This is a genomic window from Actinoplanes sp. 13 (assembly GCF_056134165.1).
The window spans coordinates 1-14,346 of record NZ_JBVYOQ010000049.1 but is presented as its reverse complement, the minus strand read 5'-3'; the positions used below and the strand labels follow the sequence as shown (position 1 = coordinate 14,346).

The 14,346-nt window shown below is 74.0% G+C and carries 12 protein-coding genes; 7 read left to right on the top strand and 5 right to left on the bottom strand.

Annotation, left to right across the window (positions count from 1 at the left end):
- Window positions 1-25: 25 nt before the first annotated feature.
- From AC0NH5_RS41835 to AC0NH5_RS41820, 4 genes are all read left to right on the top strand, one after another.
- On the top strand, window positions 26-1,051 hold the full coding sequence (locus tag AC0NH5_RS41835) for a taurine ABC transporter substrate-binding protein (protein ID WP_474413798.1): 1,026 nt from the start codon (window positions 26-28) through the stop codon (window positions 1,049-1,051).
- On the top strand, window positions 1,038-1,817 hold the full coding sequence (locus AC0NH5_RS41830; RefSeq protein ID WP_474413796.1) for an ABC transporter ATP-binding protein: 780 nt from the start codon (window positions 1,038-1,040) through the stop codon (window positions 1,815-1,817). The genes AC0NH5_RS41835 and AC0NH5_RS41830 overlap by 14 nt, the downstream gene beginning before the upstream one ends.
- 210 nt (window positions 1,818-2,027) lie before the next feature.
- Window positions 2,028-5,288, top strand: a complete 3,261-nt coding sequence (locus tag AC0NH5_RS41825; RefSeq protein ID WP_474413794.1) for a hypothetical protein — start codon at window positions 2,028-2,030, stop codon at window positions 5,286-5,288.
- A gap of 303 nt (window positions 5,289-5,591) precedes the next feature.
- Window positions 5,592-5,945, top strand: a complete 354-nt coding sequence (locus AC0NH5_RS41820; protein WP_474413792.1) for a hypothetical protein — start codon at window positions 5,592-5,594, stop codon at window positions 5,943-5,945.
- Between the two features lie 128 nt (window positions 5,946-6,073).
- Here AC0NH5_RS41820 and AC0NH5_RS41815 read toward each other — a convergent pair whose 3' ends face one another.
- From AC0NH5_RS41815 to AC0NH5_RS41800, 4 genes are all read right to left on the bottom strand, one after another.
- Window positions 6,074-6,877 carry an SAM-dependent methyltransferase gene (locus tag AC0NH5_RS41815; protein ID WP_474413790.1) on the bottom strand — a complete coding sequence of 268 codons (804 nt, stop codon included), beginning with the start codon at window positions 6,875-6,877 and terminating at the stop codon, window positions 6,074-6,076.
- 47 nt (window positions 6,878-6,924) lie between these two features.
- Entirely contained in the window at window positions 6,925-7,143 is a 219-nt protein-coding gene (locus AC0NH5_RS41810) for a hypothetical protein (RefSeq protein ID WP_474413788.1), read from the bottom strand.
- 88 nt (window positions 7,144-7,231) lie between these two features.
- A complete protein-coding gene (locus AC0NH5_RS41805) occupies window positions 7,232-8,905 on the bottom strand; it encodes a glycoside hydrolase family 13 protein (protein WP_474413786.1) in 1,674 nt (557 codons plus the stop codon).
- An 82-nt stretch (window positions 8,906-8,987) separates the two neighbouring features.
- Entirely contained in the window at window positions 8,988-10,031 is a 1,044-nt protein-coding gene (locus AC0NH5_RS41800) for a LacI family DNA-binding transcriptional regulator (protein WP_474413784.1), read from the bottom strand.
- Window positions 10,032-10,107: 76 nt separating this feature from the next.
- Here AC0NH5_RS41800 and AC0NH5_RS41795 point away from each other — a divergent pair, with 76 nt between their 5' ends.
- On the top strand, window positions 10,108-10,896 hold the full coding sequence (locus tag AC0NH5_RS41795) for an MEDS domain-containing protein (RefSeq protein ID WP_474413782.1): 789 nt from the start codon (window positions 10,108-10,110) through the stop codon (window positions 10,894-10,896).
- Window positions 10,893-11,825, top strand: a complete 933-nt coding sequence (locus tag AC0NH5_RS41790) for an anti-sigma factor RsbA family regulatory protein (protein WP_474413780.1) — start codon at window positions 10,893-10,895, stop codon at window positions 11,823-11,825. Before AC0NH5_RS41795 ends, AC0NH5_RS41790 begins: the two co-directional genes overlap by 4 nt.
- On the opposite strand, the gene AC0NH5_RS41785 is transcribed toward AC0NH5_RS41790, so the two are convergent.
- Window positions 11,780-13,012, bottom strand: coding sequence for a sulfite oxidase (locus AC0NH5_RS41785; RefSeq protein WP_474413778.1), 1,233 nt, complete (start codon window positions 13,010-13,012; stop codon window positions 11,780-11,782). The two genes, AC0NH5_RS41790 and AC0NH5_RS41785, sit on opposite strands and share 46 nt — an antisense overlap.
- 48 nt (window positions 13,013-13,060) lie before the next feature.
- Here AC0NH5_RS41785 and AC0NH5_RS41780 point away from each other — a divergent pair, with 48 nt between their 5' ends.
- Window positions 13,061-14,215, top strand: coding sequence for an LLM class flavin-dependent oxidoreductase (locus AC0NH5_RS41780; RefSeq protein ID WP_474413776.1), 1,155 nt, complete (start codon window positions 13,061-13,063; stop codon window positions 14,213-14,215).
- The last annotated feature ends 131 nt before the right edge of the window (window positions 14,216-14,346 follow it).

The following is a 14,346-nucleotide window of genomic DNA, read 5'->3' as shown; positions in this document are numbered from 1 at the left end:
CCTCGCCTCACCAGAAGGAACCATAGTGAAGAAGCTCCTCGCCCTCGCCACTGTCTCCGCGCTGCTGCTCACCGGCTGCGGGAACGGCGCCGCCAGCGGCGGACCGAACCCGGAGAAGAAGACCATCCGGCTCGCGTACCAGGCGTTCCCCAGCGGTGACCTGATCGTCAAGAACCAGGGACTGCTGGAGAAGGCACTGCCCGACTACCAGATCACCTGGACCAAGTTCGACTCCGGCGCCAGCATCAACACCGCCTTCGTCGCCAAGAGCGTCGACATCGCGGCGATCGGCTCCAGCCCGGTGGCCCGGGGCCTGTCCGCGCCGCTGAACATCCCGTACCAGGTGGCGTTCGTGCTGGACGTGGCCGGCGACAACGAGGCCCTGGTGGCCCGCAACGGCAGCGGCGTCACCGACGTGGCCTCGCTGCGCGGCAAGAAGGTCGCCACCCCGTTCGCCTCCACCGCCCACTACAGCCTGCTCGCCGCCCTCGACAAGGCCGGCGTCAAGGAGTCCGAGCTGACCATCGTCGACCTGGAGCCGCAGGACATCCTGGCCGCCTGGACCCGCGGCGACCTGGACGCCGCGTACAGCTGGCTGCCGTCGCTCGACGAGCTGAAGAAGACCGGCAAGGTGCTGATCACCAGCCGGGAACTGGCCGCCGGCGGCAAGCCGACGCTGGACCTCGGCGTGGTCTCCACCGCGTTCGCCGAGGCGCACCCGGAGGCCGTGGACGCCTGGCGCAAGGTGGAGGCCCAGGCCCTCGACATCATCGCCACCGACCCGGCGGCCGCGTCCAACGCGGTCGGCGCCGAGCTCAACCTCAGCCCCGACGAGGCGCTCAACCAGCTCAAGCAGGGCGTCTTCCTCAAGCCCGCGGACATCTCGTCGCCGGAGTGGCTCGGCACCGAGGGCAACGTCGGCCGGATCGCCGACAACCTGGTCAGCGCCGCCGAGTTCCTCAAGGGCCAGCAGAAGATCGACGCGGTGCCGGCGCTCGACGACGTCAAGAAGTCGATCTACGTGAAGGGGCTCCCGAGTGTCCTCGGCTGACGCGGTCGCGCTCACCGGGGTGACGCATTCCTACGGGGACGTCACCGCGGTCGGGCCGGTCGACCTGACCGTCCCCGAAGGCGAGTTCCTGGTCCTCGTCGGTGCCTCCGGCTGCGGGAAGAGCACCCTGCTGCGGCTGATCGCCGGCTTCGAGAAGCCCACCACGGGCAGCGTGCTCACCGCCGGGACCCCGCCGGTGCCGGGCCGTGGCGCCGGACTGGTCTTCCAGCAGCCCCGGCTGTTCCCGTGGAAGACCGTCGGCGGCAACATCGCCCTCGCCCTGAAGTACGCCGGGGAGCCGGCCGGCAAGGAACGTATCGACGAGCTGCTGACCCGGGTCGGCCTGCACGACGTGGCCGGGCGCCGAACCTGGCAGATCTCCGGCGGCCAGCAGCAACGGGTCGCGATCGCCCGCGCCCTCGCCGTGGACAACCCGCTGCTGCTGCTCGACGAGCCGTTCGCGGCGCTCGACGCGCTCACCCGGGAACGCCTCCAGGAGGACCTGCGCACGGTCAGCGCCGCCACCGGCCGGACCAGCGTCTTCGTCACGCACAGCGTCGACGAGGCGGTGTTCCTGGGCAGCCGGGTCGTGGTGCTCACGCCGCGGCCGGGACAGATCGCGCTGGACCTGCGGATCGGCCTGCCCCGGTCCGGCATCGCCGCTGACGAGCTGCGCGGCTCGCCGGAGTTCGCGGCCCTGCGCGCGGAGATCGGTCACGCCATCCGCGACCGCGCGGAGACACCTGCCCTCCCCGCCGTGCACTGACCACCCATCCCCACGCTGGGTTGCCGCTTCGCGTGGGGAGTTCGGGTGCGTTGGGCGCTTCAACTCCCCACGCTGGGTTGCCGCTTCGCGTGGGGAGTTCGGGTGCGTTGGGCGCCTCAAGTCCCCACGCTGGGTTGCCGCTTCGCGGCTCGAGTCGGCGCGGTGGTATTGCGGCGGCGGGGGTGGGCGGGCGCGGGCACAATGCTCGGCATGATCGAGACGACGCGGGACCTGCTCGCCCGGCTGGAGCCGCTGCCGCACCGGGCGCGGATGAAGCGGCTCGCCGCCTGGGCGCGCGTCTCGCCCGAGCGGGCCGCCGTCTGCGCCGACCTGCGTGACGGCGGTTCCTACCAGCGGCGCCTCGCCCTGGTGGCCGCCATGGTCGCGGGCGACACCGCCGGTCTCGACGCGGCCACCCGGGACCCGGAACCGGCGATCCGGATGATCGCGCTGCGGGCCGCGCTGCGCGCCGGGACCCTGAGCGGGCGGCAGAGCGAGCTCGCCGTCGCCGAGCGGCGCCGCATCTATCGCACCCTGCGCCGGACCGGCCGGCCGGCGGTCGCGGACGCGCTCGTCGCCGAGGTGCGGGACCGGTACGGCGACGAGGAGGCGGCGGCGGTGCTGCCGGCATGCGGTGCGCAGACCGTCCGCGCGCTGCTGCCGGACCTGGAGCACGCGGTGAACCTGACCGCCCTCGCCACCCGGCACCCGGCTCTTCTGCTGGCGCGCACCGCGGAGCGGCTGGCCGCCGCGGCGCCCGACGACCGGCCGCGGATCTGGCGGGAGACCGCCGACGCGGTGCTGAGCTGCGCACCCGCCGACGCCCTCGGCCTGATCGAGCGGTACGGGCCCGAGGACAGCCTGCCGGGGGACCTCAGCGCCTACGGCGTTCTCGCCCGCCATGATCCGGCCCGCGTCGCGGTGTTGCTCACCGCGCCCGGCCGGGTGACCTGGCTGCGCCGCACGTTGCTGCCGTCCGGGCTGGTGCGGCGGCTCGCCGTGCTTCCTGACGAGCATCTCGCGCCACTGGCCGGCCGGCTGCGGGACTTCGACCACAACCTGGCCCTGCTGCTCCGGAGCCTGCCGCCGGCCCGCCGCGGCGCGGTCTACGACGCCGCATTCGCCGACCGGGACACCACGGAGTACGTGCCGGCCGCGATCGTGATGGAGGTGCTGCCCGCGGCCACCCGGATCCGGGAGGCCACCCGGGTGCTCGGTCTGCCGAAGATCCGTGAGCGGGAGGCCCGGGTGCTCGCCTGGAGCGCGTACCTGGCCTGGCCGGCGGCCTCGGCCGCGGTGGAGCCGGCCCTCGCCTCGGGGGACGCCGACGAGCGCGCAGTCGGATACCGGCTGCTCGTCGAGGCCGCCCGCCGCTCCCGCGACCCGGAAGCCGTCGCCCGGGTGCTGGAGCGGCTGGCCCGGCTGCGCAACGAGCAGGACCCGGTGCGCGCCGCCGCCCTCACCGCCTTCGCCGGTGCGGCCCGGCTGCTGACCGCCGCCGCGGCGCCCCGGCTGACCCGGCTCACCACCGACGTGGCCGACGCCCGGGACACGTCGGGTGCCACCACGAGTGCCCTGAGCCGGCTCGCCGCGCACACCCTGCAGCATCACGTCGCCGTGCCGGAGCTGCGCGAATGGGCGCTGCTCACGATCGACAAGGTGAGCACCGGGTCGACCGTGCCGGTGTTGCGCCCGTTCGACGCGGTGCTGCGCCGCGGTCAGGAGGTGCTGGTTTTCGAACGGCTCCGTGGCTGGGTGGAGGCCGGCATGGCGCGCGGCCGGTACGGGCCGTTGTTCGCGCTGACCCACGCGCTGGGCCGCCGGGCGTGGGCGCTGCCCGGGCTCCAGGAGCTGCTGCGCCGGGCCGCCGGGCCGCACACCCTGCCCGGGGTGGCCGGCCAGGCGATCGACTACTGGCTGGAGGCGCCGCGCGGACGCGGCGACCGGGCCGCCGAGGTGCTGGCGGCCGACCCCAGCGCGGTGACCCGCCTCGTGGTCTGGAACACCCTGTGCCGGGTCCGCACCGACCTGCTCGACGACGTGCTGCTCGAGGCGCCGGAGGGCCGGTTCGTGCAGAGCCGGCTGCGCTGGGTGCCGGGCCGGCCGGTCTGCCCCGGCCGCTGGACGCCCGGCCAGCAGGCGCTCTATGTGGCGTTGCAGGAGGCGGTGGTGCGCGACACCGGGCAGGGCGTGTGGGCGCGGGCGGCGGCGATCCGGGCCGCCGCCCCGGTCCCGGACGCCGGCCGAGAGGTGGTGCTGCGCTGGACCGGTGCGGCGGAGGTGCCGATCGCGGAGGCCGCCCTCGGTGCGCTGATCTGGACCGACCGGCCGGACGAGGCGCTGCCGCTGCTGCTCGGGCACGCCGGCGGCGACCGGGCCCGGGTCGCGCTCTACGCGGCGGGGCGGGCCGCGGCCTTCATGCCGCCGGACCGGCTGCCCGCCCTGCTCGAACCGGTGCTGACCGCCGGCACGTCCAAGGTGACCAGTCGCAAGGAGGCGGCCCGGCTGCTGGCCCGGTACGGCCCGCCGACGGCGATGGCGACCCTGCTGCAGGCGTACCGGCAGCCGGACGCGCACCGTGACGTGCGGTCCGCGATCGTCTCCGCCGCACGGCAGAGGCTGCACGCCGGCGGGGCCTGGGCGATCCTCGGCGCGGCCGGCGCCGGCAGCCGCGAGGAACGCCGGGCCGTCCTGGCCGCCGATCCCCGGGCGATCCAGGAGCGCCACCGGCAGCGGTACGCCGCGTTGATCGTCGCCGCCTGCTCCGCCGACGACCGGGAGGTCCGGCGGGCCGCGCTGCAGGCGCTGCCGCGGTGGGCGAGGTGGACCGGGGACGTCACCGGCCTGGTCGTGGACCGGTTCACCGACCTCGACGACAGCCTGGCGCCCTTCGAGGCCGCCGCCCTGCTGCGCGCGCTGCGCGGGGACGGTCTGCGGCCGGCGTTCGCCCGGCTCGTCGCGGCGGACGAGGACGACGCGCGGCCGGGCCGTCCCGGCGCGGACCGGCCGGCCCGGCGCCGCATCGCGGTGCTGACCGAGGGCGCGGCGCACTGGTCGGAGCCGGCCTCGGTGTGGACCGACCGCACGGCCGCGGTCGCCGCGGTCCGGTGGCTCGCCGACCGGCCCGGGCATCTCGGGCCGGCGCTGACCGCTCTGATCAGTCTCGGCCGGCTGGACAACCTGGACGAGGTCGCCGACCGCTGTGCGGAGCGGCCGCTGCACGCCGTGCGGGCCGCCGAGCGGGTCGCGGTGCGGGCGCGGCAACTGCCGGAGGAGTTCGGGACGCTGCCGGACCGCGCCGCGGAGCTGGCCGGGCGCCGCGACCTGGCGGGCGGGCTGTTCGCGGTGGCGCTGATCCGGCCGGGCGGCGAGTTCGGCTGGGCGAAGCCGTGGCGCGACGAACTGCTCCGGTTGCGGGCGCATCCGGTGGCCGACGTGCGCGACGAGGCCTTCACCGTCCACATGACCTGACCTGGACCTGTCCGAGGGCGGTTCGGAACCGGGTGGGGTTGATCCGTCCGTCGATCGGCGGGGCGGCGTGCGACGGGCGGTTGGGGTTCAGCGCCGGCCGTACGGTGGCCATCGACCCGCTCGGCCGGGCGTGCCGGGTTGGTCGGCGGCCTGGCCCGGCAGCCAGGCCTATGGCGCCGGCCTGCCGAAACGCCCAGGATCGAGCGCATGCCGGCGAAGGAACAGTAGATGAGTTCTCGTAACACCGGCCGGCCGCCGTGGGTTCCGCGCGTTGCCGCAGCGGCAGCGCTCACGGTCGGACTCGTGCTGACGCTGCACATCCGCACGGAACTCGTCGCTGAGCGGACCGCCGCTGGTGATCAAGAGCTGTTCTCGATGGCGCGGAAGCTCTGCGGCGGCAGCGTGGACACGGTTGCCGACGCATACCCGGGTTCGCGGGCGAGCTGGGCGTGCGAGGCGGAGCAGTTCACCGATGAGGCCGCCACCAGAAACTTCCTCATCGGCGCGGGGTTCTTCATCGATCCGCGGCAGCCCGTGCGGGGTGTCGCGTGGCAGGTACTGGCCGAGCGCGACGGCGTGCACATCAACGTCGTCGGAGCCCGGCCGGCCGTGCTGGAGTTACATGCCGTTGAGCGCTGGCCGGGTCTGTTGGGCTGAGAGACGGCGACGAGAGGGCAGGGTGGAGATCCGCCCTCTCATGAGCCGGCGGCGGGGGACGGCCGGGACGGAGGTCTCCCGCCGGCCCGAGCCGATCGGCGGGACCGGCCGCCGGTCGTACCGAATGATCAGGGTTTGCGGGCCACCGCTCCGTATTCGTCGACCGGGCGCAGCTCGTCGGGGGCGGCGTCCGGGGACGGGCGCCACCGGGCGCAGGGGACCAGGCCGGGTTCGAGGATCTCGAGGCCGTCGAGGAAGCGGGCGAGCTGCTCGGGGTGGCGCAGGTGGTAGCCGAGCGGCGCGTTCGCGTTCCACACGGCGATGGCGTCGGAGAAGGCCGGGCCGTCGATCACGTTGGTGCCGTCGGCGGTGACCAGGTAGCTGCCGGCGGGGAGCGCGGCGAGCAGGCGCCGGACGATCGAGACGGCCTCGTCGAGGTCGGGGACGTGACCGAGGATGTTCATCAGGATCAGGCCGACCGGCCGGCTCAGGTCGAGCGTGGCCCGGGCGCCCTCGATGATCTTCTCGGGCTCGTGCAGGGAGGCGTCGATGTATTCGGTGGCGCCCTCGGCGGTGCCGGTCAGCAGGGCCCGCGCGTGCACCAGGACGAGCGGGTCGTTGTCGACGTAGACGATCCGCGCGTCGGGGGCGGCGGCCTGGGCGACCTGGTGGGTGTTCTCCGCGGTCGGCATGCCGGTGCCGATGTCCAGGAACTGCCGCAGGCCGGCGTCGGCGGTCAGGTGGGTGACCGCGCGCTTGAGGAACGCCCGCGACTGGCGGGCGACCACCGCGATGTCCGGGTAGAGCTTGGCGAAGTCGTCGCCGACCTGCCGGTCCACCTGGTAGTTGTCCTCGCCGCCGAGCCAGTAGTTCCACACCCGCGCGGAGTGCGGGACGCTGGTGTCGAATCGCACGGCGCCGCTGTCGGTCATGGCGGCGAAGCATACGCCGCGCGGGTGCCATGATCCACAGCGGACAGTCAGCCCAACTGGCGCCGCAGGTCCTGAACCACGGCCAGCACACGGGTGCGGTCGTAACCGCGCAGCACGGTGTCGAACTCGGTGCCGGCGAGGACCCGGCGGGCCTCCGACCGCGCCACCTCGCTGTCCGAGGTCAGGGCCGCCTGGGCCTGGGTCAGCACGCGGTCGACCTGATCACGGTCCCAGCCGCGCAACACCACCGGAATATCAAAATTCACAGCGGTTAATGTACGCGACGCGCGCACCCGGCACGCCGGGGTCGCCCGGCCACCCCCACCGTCGAGGGGTGGCCGGGACGTCATCCGTTCAGAGGGACCACCAGACGGTGGTGTCCGGCGGGAGCACCACCTCGTCCGGGGTGCCCTCGACCGGCCCGCTGGCCAACAGCAGCTCACCGGGGCGGCCGACCGCCACCGGCTCGGCGCCCATGTTGACCGTGCAGCGGAAGACCGGCGCGCCCTCGGCCGCGCGCTCGAAGGCCAGCACCCCGGCCGCCGCGGGCACCCATCGCAGGTTGTCGGCATGCCGCAGCGCCGGGTGGGCCCGGCGGACGGCCAACGCGGCCCGGTACAGCTCCAGCGTCGAGCCGGGCACGCCGGCCTGCGCCGCGACGCTCAGCGCGGCCCACGAATCCGGCTGCGGCAGCCAGCTGCCGCCACCGTCGGGGCCGAAGCCGTACGGCGCGGTGCTCCCGCTCCACGGGATCGGCACCCGGCATCCGTCACGGTAGCCGTCCTGCCCGGTGGCCCGGTGGAAGGCCGGGTCCTGGCGGGCCTCCGGCGGCAGGTCCAGGACCTCGGGCAGGCCCAGCTCCTCGCCCTGGTAGAGGTACGCGGAGCCGGGCAGCGCCAGCATCAGCGCGGACGCGGCCCGGGCCCGGCGCAGCCCGGCCTCGTCGTCCACGGCGACCGCCTTGCGCCCGGCCACCTCGCCGTCGCCGGTCTGCATCAGGCGGGTGGTGTGCCGCACCACGTCGTGGTTGGACAGCGTCCAGGTGGTGGGCGCGCCGACGGCCCGCATCGCCGCCAGCGACTCGTCGATCATCTGGCGCTGCTCGTGCACGTTCCAGGCGGTGCCCAGGTAGCTGAAGTTGAACGCCTGGTGCAGCTCGTCCGGGCGGACGTAGTTCGCGACCCGGGACAGGGTGGGCGCCCAGGCCTCGGCCACCGCGATCCGCTCGCCGGGGTACTCGTCGAGGATCCGGCGCCACTCGCGGTAGATCTCGTGCACGCCGTCCCGGTCGAAGCACGGGCTCTCGCCGACGCCGAGCAGGTGCCACTCGGCGTGCGAGCCGACGTCCGGCAGGCCGTCCTCCTTGACCAGGCCGTGCGCCACGTCGATCCGGAAGCCGTCGACGCCCAGGTCCAGCCAGAACCGCAGCACGGTCTTGAACTCGTCCCGGACCGCCGGGTGCCGCCAGTTGAAGTCCGGCTGCTCGGGGGCGAACAGGTGCAGGTACCACTCGCCGTCCTCGACCCGGGTCCAGGCCGGCCCACCGAAGATCGACGGCCAGTCGTTCGGCGGCAGCTCGCCGTTGTCGCCCGCGCCGGGGCGGAAGTGGTAGCGCTCGCGGAACGGCGAGCCAGGCCCGCCGGCGATCGCCTTGCGGAACCACTCGTGCTGGTCGGAGGAGTGGTTGGGCACCAGGTCGACGATCACGCGCAGGCCGAGCGCGTGGGCGCCGGTGATCAGCTCGGCGGCGTCGGTGACGGTGCCGAAGATCGGGTCGACGGTGCGGTAGTCGGCGACGTCGTAGCCGGCGTCGGCCTGCGGCGAGGCGTAGAAGGGGGAGAGCCAGACGGCGTCCACTCCCAGGTCCCGCAGGTACGGCAGCCGGCTGCTGATGCCGGGCAGGTCACCGATGCCGTCACCGTTCGAGTCGGCGAAGCTGCGCGGGTAGATCTGGTAGATGACCGCGTCGCGCCACCAGGATGCGGGCGGCGCCTCCACGGAGGGCGGTGCGATCAGTGCATCTGTCATGGCGTAGGAACGTAGCAGGCAACTAACTCGTGTTACACACCTTGGCGTTGCTTTCTTTCAGCAAGTTCTTGCAAAGCCGTGGTTACGCCCTTTTTGCGGTGGAATCCCGGACTATCAGCGTCGTCCCGAGCGTCTGATGCGGGTGCTGGTCCTCCCCGCGGATGACCGAGACCAGGAAGTCGGCGGCCATCCGGCCCTTCGTCACGATCGGCTGCCGCACGGTGGTCAGCCGCGGCCGGAACCACGCCGACTCGGCCAGATCGTCGAAACCGGTCACCGAGACCCGCCCCGGCACGTCCACCCCCAGCTCCTGGAGGGCGTCGACAGCCCCGTACGCCAGCACGTCGGACAACGCCAGGATCGCCGTCGGCGGCCGGTCCGCGGCCATCAGCTCGCGCGCCACCCGGTAACCGTCGGTCCTCGTCACCGGCGCCTCGGCCAGCATCACGTCGGCCATGCCCAGCCCCACCTCGGCCAGGGCGTCACCGATCCCGGCCAGCCGGCGGGGAAGCGGGCCGTAGCCGCCGCGCTGCGGATGGCCGGGCTCGGGGCCGATGGACAGCACGGCGAGCCGCCGGTGACCCAGGTCGAGCAGGTGGCGGGTCACCTCCCGGGCGCCGCCGCGGTCGTCCACCTCGACGCTGGGTGCGCCCTCGTGCCGGTCGCTGTCGATCAGCACGAACGGGATGCCGCGGCGCTCCAGCTCGGCGACCTCACCGCGGTCCACCTCGAGACCGCAGACGATGAAGCCGTCGACCGCCGCGTACGGGATCGCCTTGAGCACCGACTCCTGCAGCGGCGGGGTCAGCAGCAGCGTGTAACCCTCCTGGTCGCAGACCTGGCCGGCGCCCATCAGGAACCGCGAGTAGTAGGGGTTCTCCAGGATCCGGGCCAGCCGCTGCGGCAGCAGCACCCCGATCGAGTTGGTGGTGCCGGCCTGCAGCATCCGGCCGAGCGTGCTGGGCACGTAACCGAGCTGCTGGGCGACCTCGAGGATCCGCTCCCGGGTGGCGATCGAGATCCGCTGCGGGTTGTTGAAGGCGAACGACACGGCCGAACGGGAGACCCCGGCGGCCGCCGCCACGTCCGTCGATGTGGGCTTCCCGGTCACCCGTCTCGACGGCATGCAGGCACCCTATCGCTAGTCCCCCGGACGGGCGACGACGTGTCCCCACGGGGCAACGGGATGGGACGCTGGCCTGATGACGCACACCTGCTGGTCGTACGACGATCACCAGGCCTTCGTGCTGCACGCACGGGACTTCCTGCACGCCGGCCTGTGCGCCGGTGAGCGGGTCTGGTACGTCCCCGGCCCCCGTTCCAACGGTGTCGTCGGGTGGCTGCTGGACGCGGCGCCGGCCTGGCCCGGTGGCGCCGTCCGGGTGCTCGACGCCGACGAGGTCTACCGCCCCGGGCAGCCGTTCGACCCGGTCGCGCAGATGAGTTCCTACGTCGCCGCCACCGAGGACGCGGTCGCCGCCGGGTTCCGCGGACTGCGGGTGGTCGGCGACGCCACCGCGATGGTGAGCACCCGGCAACGGCTCGACGCGTTCGTCCGGTACGAGTACGCGATCGGCCGCTACATGCTGACCGCGCCGCTGCGGGCGGTCTGCGTCTACGACCGGGCGGAGCTGGGCGACCAGGCGGTGGCGGAGCTGGCCGCGGTGCATGCCCGGACCAACGCCGGGCACGTGCCGTTCCACCTGCACGCCGGGCGGACGTCCGCCGAGACGGTGCTCACCGGCGAGGTGGACGCAGGCTCGGAGGACCTGTTCCTGTCCCTGTTCGAGCGCGCCGAGCTGCGCCCGCTCGACGGCGAGATCGTGATCCAGGCCGCCGAGCTCGACTTCATCACGCACCGCTGCCTGATCGCGCTGCACCGGCACGCCGAGCGGCGGTCGCTCACCGTGGCGATCCAGACCCGGCTGGGCACGGTGGCGCCGATGGTCCGGGCGCTCGGCCTGACCGGGCTGCGGGTGGTGCCGGCATGAGCCACCGCCACGACGCCCTCTGCTACGACTCCGCCGGGCACCTGCTCGCCGTCGCGGTGCCGTTCCTGCTCGGCGGCCGGGCAGCCGGCGAGCCGGCCCTGGTGACGCTCAGCGAGTGCACCGCGGGCCTGATCCGGGCCGCGTTGCCGCCCGGCGCCGACGTGACGTTCCTCGGCGACGCGGCGGTGTACTCCCGGCCCGCCGCGGCGATCCGCCACTACCGGGACCTGCTCGCCGGGCTGGTCGCCGGCGGGGCGCGGCGGATCCGCCTGATCGGCGAGCTGCCCCGGGCCGCGTTCGGGTCCGGCTGGGACTGGTGGGCGCGCTACGAGTCGGCGGTCAACCAGGCGTACGACGACTTCCCGCTCTGGAGCATGTGCGTGTACGACACCCGGGCCACCCCGCCGGACGTGCTCGACGACGTGCGGCGGACCCACCCGTTCAGCTTCCGGCCCGACGGCCGGTACACCGCGAACCCGTTCGTCGAGCCGCGGCTGTTCCTGCGCGAGCCCCGCCCGCCGGCCGCCGACCCGCTGCAGGACGGCCCGCCGGTGCTCGCGCTGAGCGGACCGTCCACCACCGGCGCCCGGGCGGCCCTGCGCGGGGCTCTCGGCGGGGCCGTTCCGGACGGTCTGCTGCTGGGCGTCACCGAGGCGGTGACCAACGCGCACCAGCACGGCAAGGGTTCCGTCGAGCTGCGGGTCTGGCGTGGCGACGGCCGGGTGGTGGTGACCGTGTCCGACGAGGGCGGCGGCCCGGCCGACCCGTTCGCCGGGCTGCTGCCGAACGCCGGTCACGGCCTCTGGCTCAGCCACCTGTTCTGCGACCACGTCCGGCTCGACCGCGACCCCGGCGGCTTCACCGTCCGGCTGACCGCCGTGGATCAGACCGCGGTGACCGGGACCCGCACCACGGCGTCGAAGAGGTAGCCGAGGGTGTTGTACCGGGCCACGTCCGGCTGGGTGCCGCCGGTGACGTCGGTGGCCCGGGCCAGCAGCTCGTGCGCGCCGGCGGCCGGGGTCCAGTCCAGCTCCCATCGCTGCCAGGCGCCGCCCGGGGTCGCGCCGTACGGGCGGGCCCGGCGCCAGGTCGCCCCGCCGTCGGTGCTCACCTCGACCTTGCGGATCGGCCCGTTCGCCGACCAGGAGCGGCCGGTCAGCCGGGTGCGGACGCCGGACGGGAAGGTCGCGCCCGGGTCCAGCTCGAACGCGCTCTTGACCACCTGCCGGTCGAACGGCAGGCCGCCGGCCGGGAACTCCGGCCCGAACAGCCGGTAGAACTGGGTGTTCCACGGGGAGAACAGCGGCTCGGCGGACACCTCGATCCGGCCCACCCACTTGATCGAGGCGATGCCGATCCAGCCGGGCACCAGCACCCGCAGCGGGGCGCCGTGGTCCGGCGGCAGCGGCTCGCCGTTCATCTCGTACGCGAGCAGCACGTCGTCGAGCGCCTTGCGGATCCCGAACGGGCGGCGCACCGGGCCGAGGTCGACCCCGCCGCTGACGAAGTTGGCGTCCAGGCCGCTGGGCTGCACGTCGACGGCGTGGCGGCTGAGGCCCGCGCGGCGCAGCACGGTGGAGAGCCGGACGCCGCGCCACCGCGCGACGCCGACGGCGCCGAGGCCCCAGGCGGTGCCGGAGACCGTCTGGCCCTGCTGGCTGGTGAAGTAACTGCGGGCGTTGCCCGCGCATTCGACCGCGACCGTACGCGTCTCGCTCGGCAGCCGTTTCAGGTCGCGCAGGGAGAAGTGAGCCGCCTCGCCGCGCAGTCCCGAGCCGGAGACCTCGAGGCTCCAGGCGGCCGGGTCGATGATCGGCGTGCTGGTGTGGTTGCGCACGAAGAACCGGTCGACCGGCACGTAGTAGCCCTGGTCCCGCAATGCCGACCAGCGGGTCTCCGCGTTGGTGCCGTGCACCTTGAACAGCTCCGGCGGCAGCGGCTTGACGATCGGGCCGGCGGCGCTCGCCGGGGCACCAGGTATCGCGGCCGCGGTCGCGCCCAGGCCGGCGGCGCCCACGGCGGCGGTCAGTCTCAGCAGGTCACGGCGGGAGAAGCCGCGTGTGCGCCCGGCGAGGAAGTCCCGCAGCCGGCGCTCGTCGTAGACGCCCTCATACATGGCGATGATCCTATAGGTTCCATAGGATTTGTGGATATGCTGCGGTCCATGGATTTCCACTGGTTCCTGCCCACCAACGGCGACAGCCGGGACATCGTCGGCGGCGGGCACGGCACGCCGGTCGGCTCGGCCGGCGGGGTGCGCCCGCTGACCATCGGATACCTCGGCCAGATCGCGCGCAGCGCCGAACAACTCGGCTTCGTCGGCGCGCTCACCCCGACCGGCGCCTGGTGCGAGGACGCCTGGCTGACCACGGCCATGCTGACCGAGGCCACCGAACGGCTGAAGTTCCTGGTCGCGTTCCGGCCCGGCCTGATCTCGCCCACCCTCGCCGCCCAGATGGCGTCCACGTTCCAGCGGCTCTCCGGCAACCGCCTGCTGCTCAACGTGGTCACCGGCGGCGAGTCGCACGAGCAGCGCCAGTTCGGTGACTTCCTCGACAAGGACTCCCGGTACGCGCGGACCGGCGAGTTCCTCGGCATCGTGAACGCCCTGCTCCGCGGCTCGACGGTGACCTTCGAAGGCACCCACCTGCAGGTCGAGGACGCCAAGCTGTCCCGGGTCCCCGAGGTCCGGCCGGCCATCTACTTCGGCGGGTCGTCGCAGGCCGCCGGGCCGGTCGCCGCCGCGCACGCCGACGTCTACCTGACCTGGGGCGAGCCGCCCGCCCAGGTGGCCGAGAAGCTGGCCTGGATCCGCACCCTGCGGCCGGACATGCGGTTCGGCATCCGGCTGCACGTGATCACCCGGGACACCGCGGACGAGGCCTGGGCGGAGGCGGCCCGTCTGCTGCGCAACGTCTCCGAGACGGACATCGCGGCGGTGCAGGCCGGGCTGCGGCGAAGCGAGTCGGAGGGGCAGCGCCGGATGCTGGAGCTGCACGGCGGCGACCGGGACGGCCTGGTCGTCTCGCCCAACCTGTGGGCCGGGGTCGGGCTGGTCCGCGGAGGCGCGGGCACCGCGCTGGTGGGCAGCCACACCGAGGTCGCCGACCGGCTCCAGGAGTACGCGGCGCTGGGCATCTCCGAGTTCATCCTCTCCGGCTACCCGCACCTGGAAGAGGCGTACTGGTTCGGCGAGGGCGTCCTGCCCGAGTTGCGCCGGCGCGGCGTGTGGCAGCACCCGGCGGGGGAGAAGGACACCGCACCGTCCGCGATCCCGTTCGCCGGCGTCCCCCTCCAGACCCCGGCCGCCGCCTCCTGACGCACCCCATCCCGCGCTCGGTCGGGTTGTGGGGGGGGGGGGGGGGGGGGGGGGGGAGGAAAGCAAACAAAAAAAACACATGTATTGGGGGGGGGGGGGGGGGGGGCTCCCGCGCTGCTCCTGGGAGGGGA

What these genes read in the sequence shown, in the direction of transcription:
- AC0NH5_RS41780 (WP_474413776.1), top strand. Translation starts at nt 13,061, where the DNA reads ATGGATTTCCACTGGTTCCTGCCCACCAACGGCGACAGCCGGGACATC.
- AC0NH5_RS41825 (WP_474413794.1), top strand. Translation starts at nt 2,028, where the DNA reads ATGATCGAGACGACGCGGGACCTGCTCGCCCGGCTGGAGCCGCTGCCG.
- AC0NH5_RS41785 (WP_474413778.1), bottom strand. Translation starts at nt 13,012, where the DNA reads ATGTATGAGGGCGTCTACGACGAGCGCCGGCTGCGGGACTTCCTCGCC.
- AC0NH5_RS41815 (WP_474413790.1), bottom strand. Translation starts at nt 6,877, where the DNA reads ATGACCGACAGCGGCGCCGTGCGATTCGACACCAGCGTCCCGCACTCC.
- AC0NH5_RS41795 (WP_474413782.1), top strand. Translation starts at nt 10,108, where the DNA reads ATGACGCACACCTGCTGGTCGTACGACGATCACCAGGCCTTCGTGCTG.
- AC0NH5_RS41800 (WP_474413784.1), bottom strand. Translation starts at nt 10,031, where the DNA reads ATGCCGTCGAGACGGGTGACCGGGAAGCCCACATCGACGGACGTGGCG.
- AC0NH5_RS41805 (WP_474413786.1), bottom strand. Translation starts at nt 8,905, where the DNA reads ATGACAGATGCACTGATCGCACCGCCCTCCGTGGAGGCGCCGCCCGCA.
- AC0NH5_RS41790 (WP_474413780.1), top strand. Translation starts at nt 10,893, where the DNA reads ATGAGCCACCGCCACGACGCCCTCTGCTACGACTCCGCCGGGCACCTG.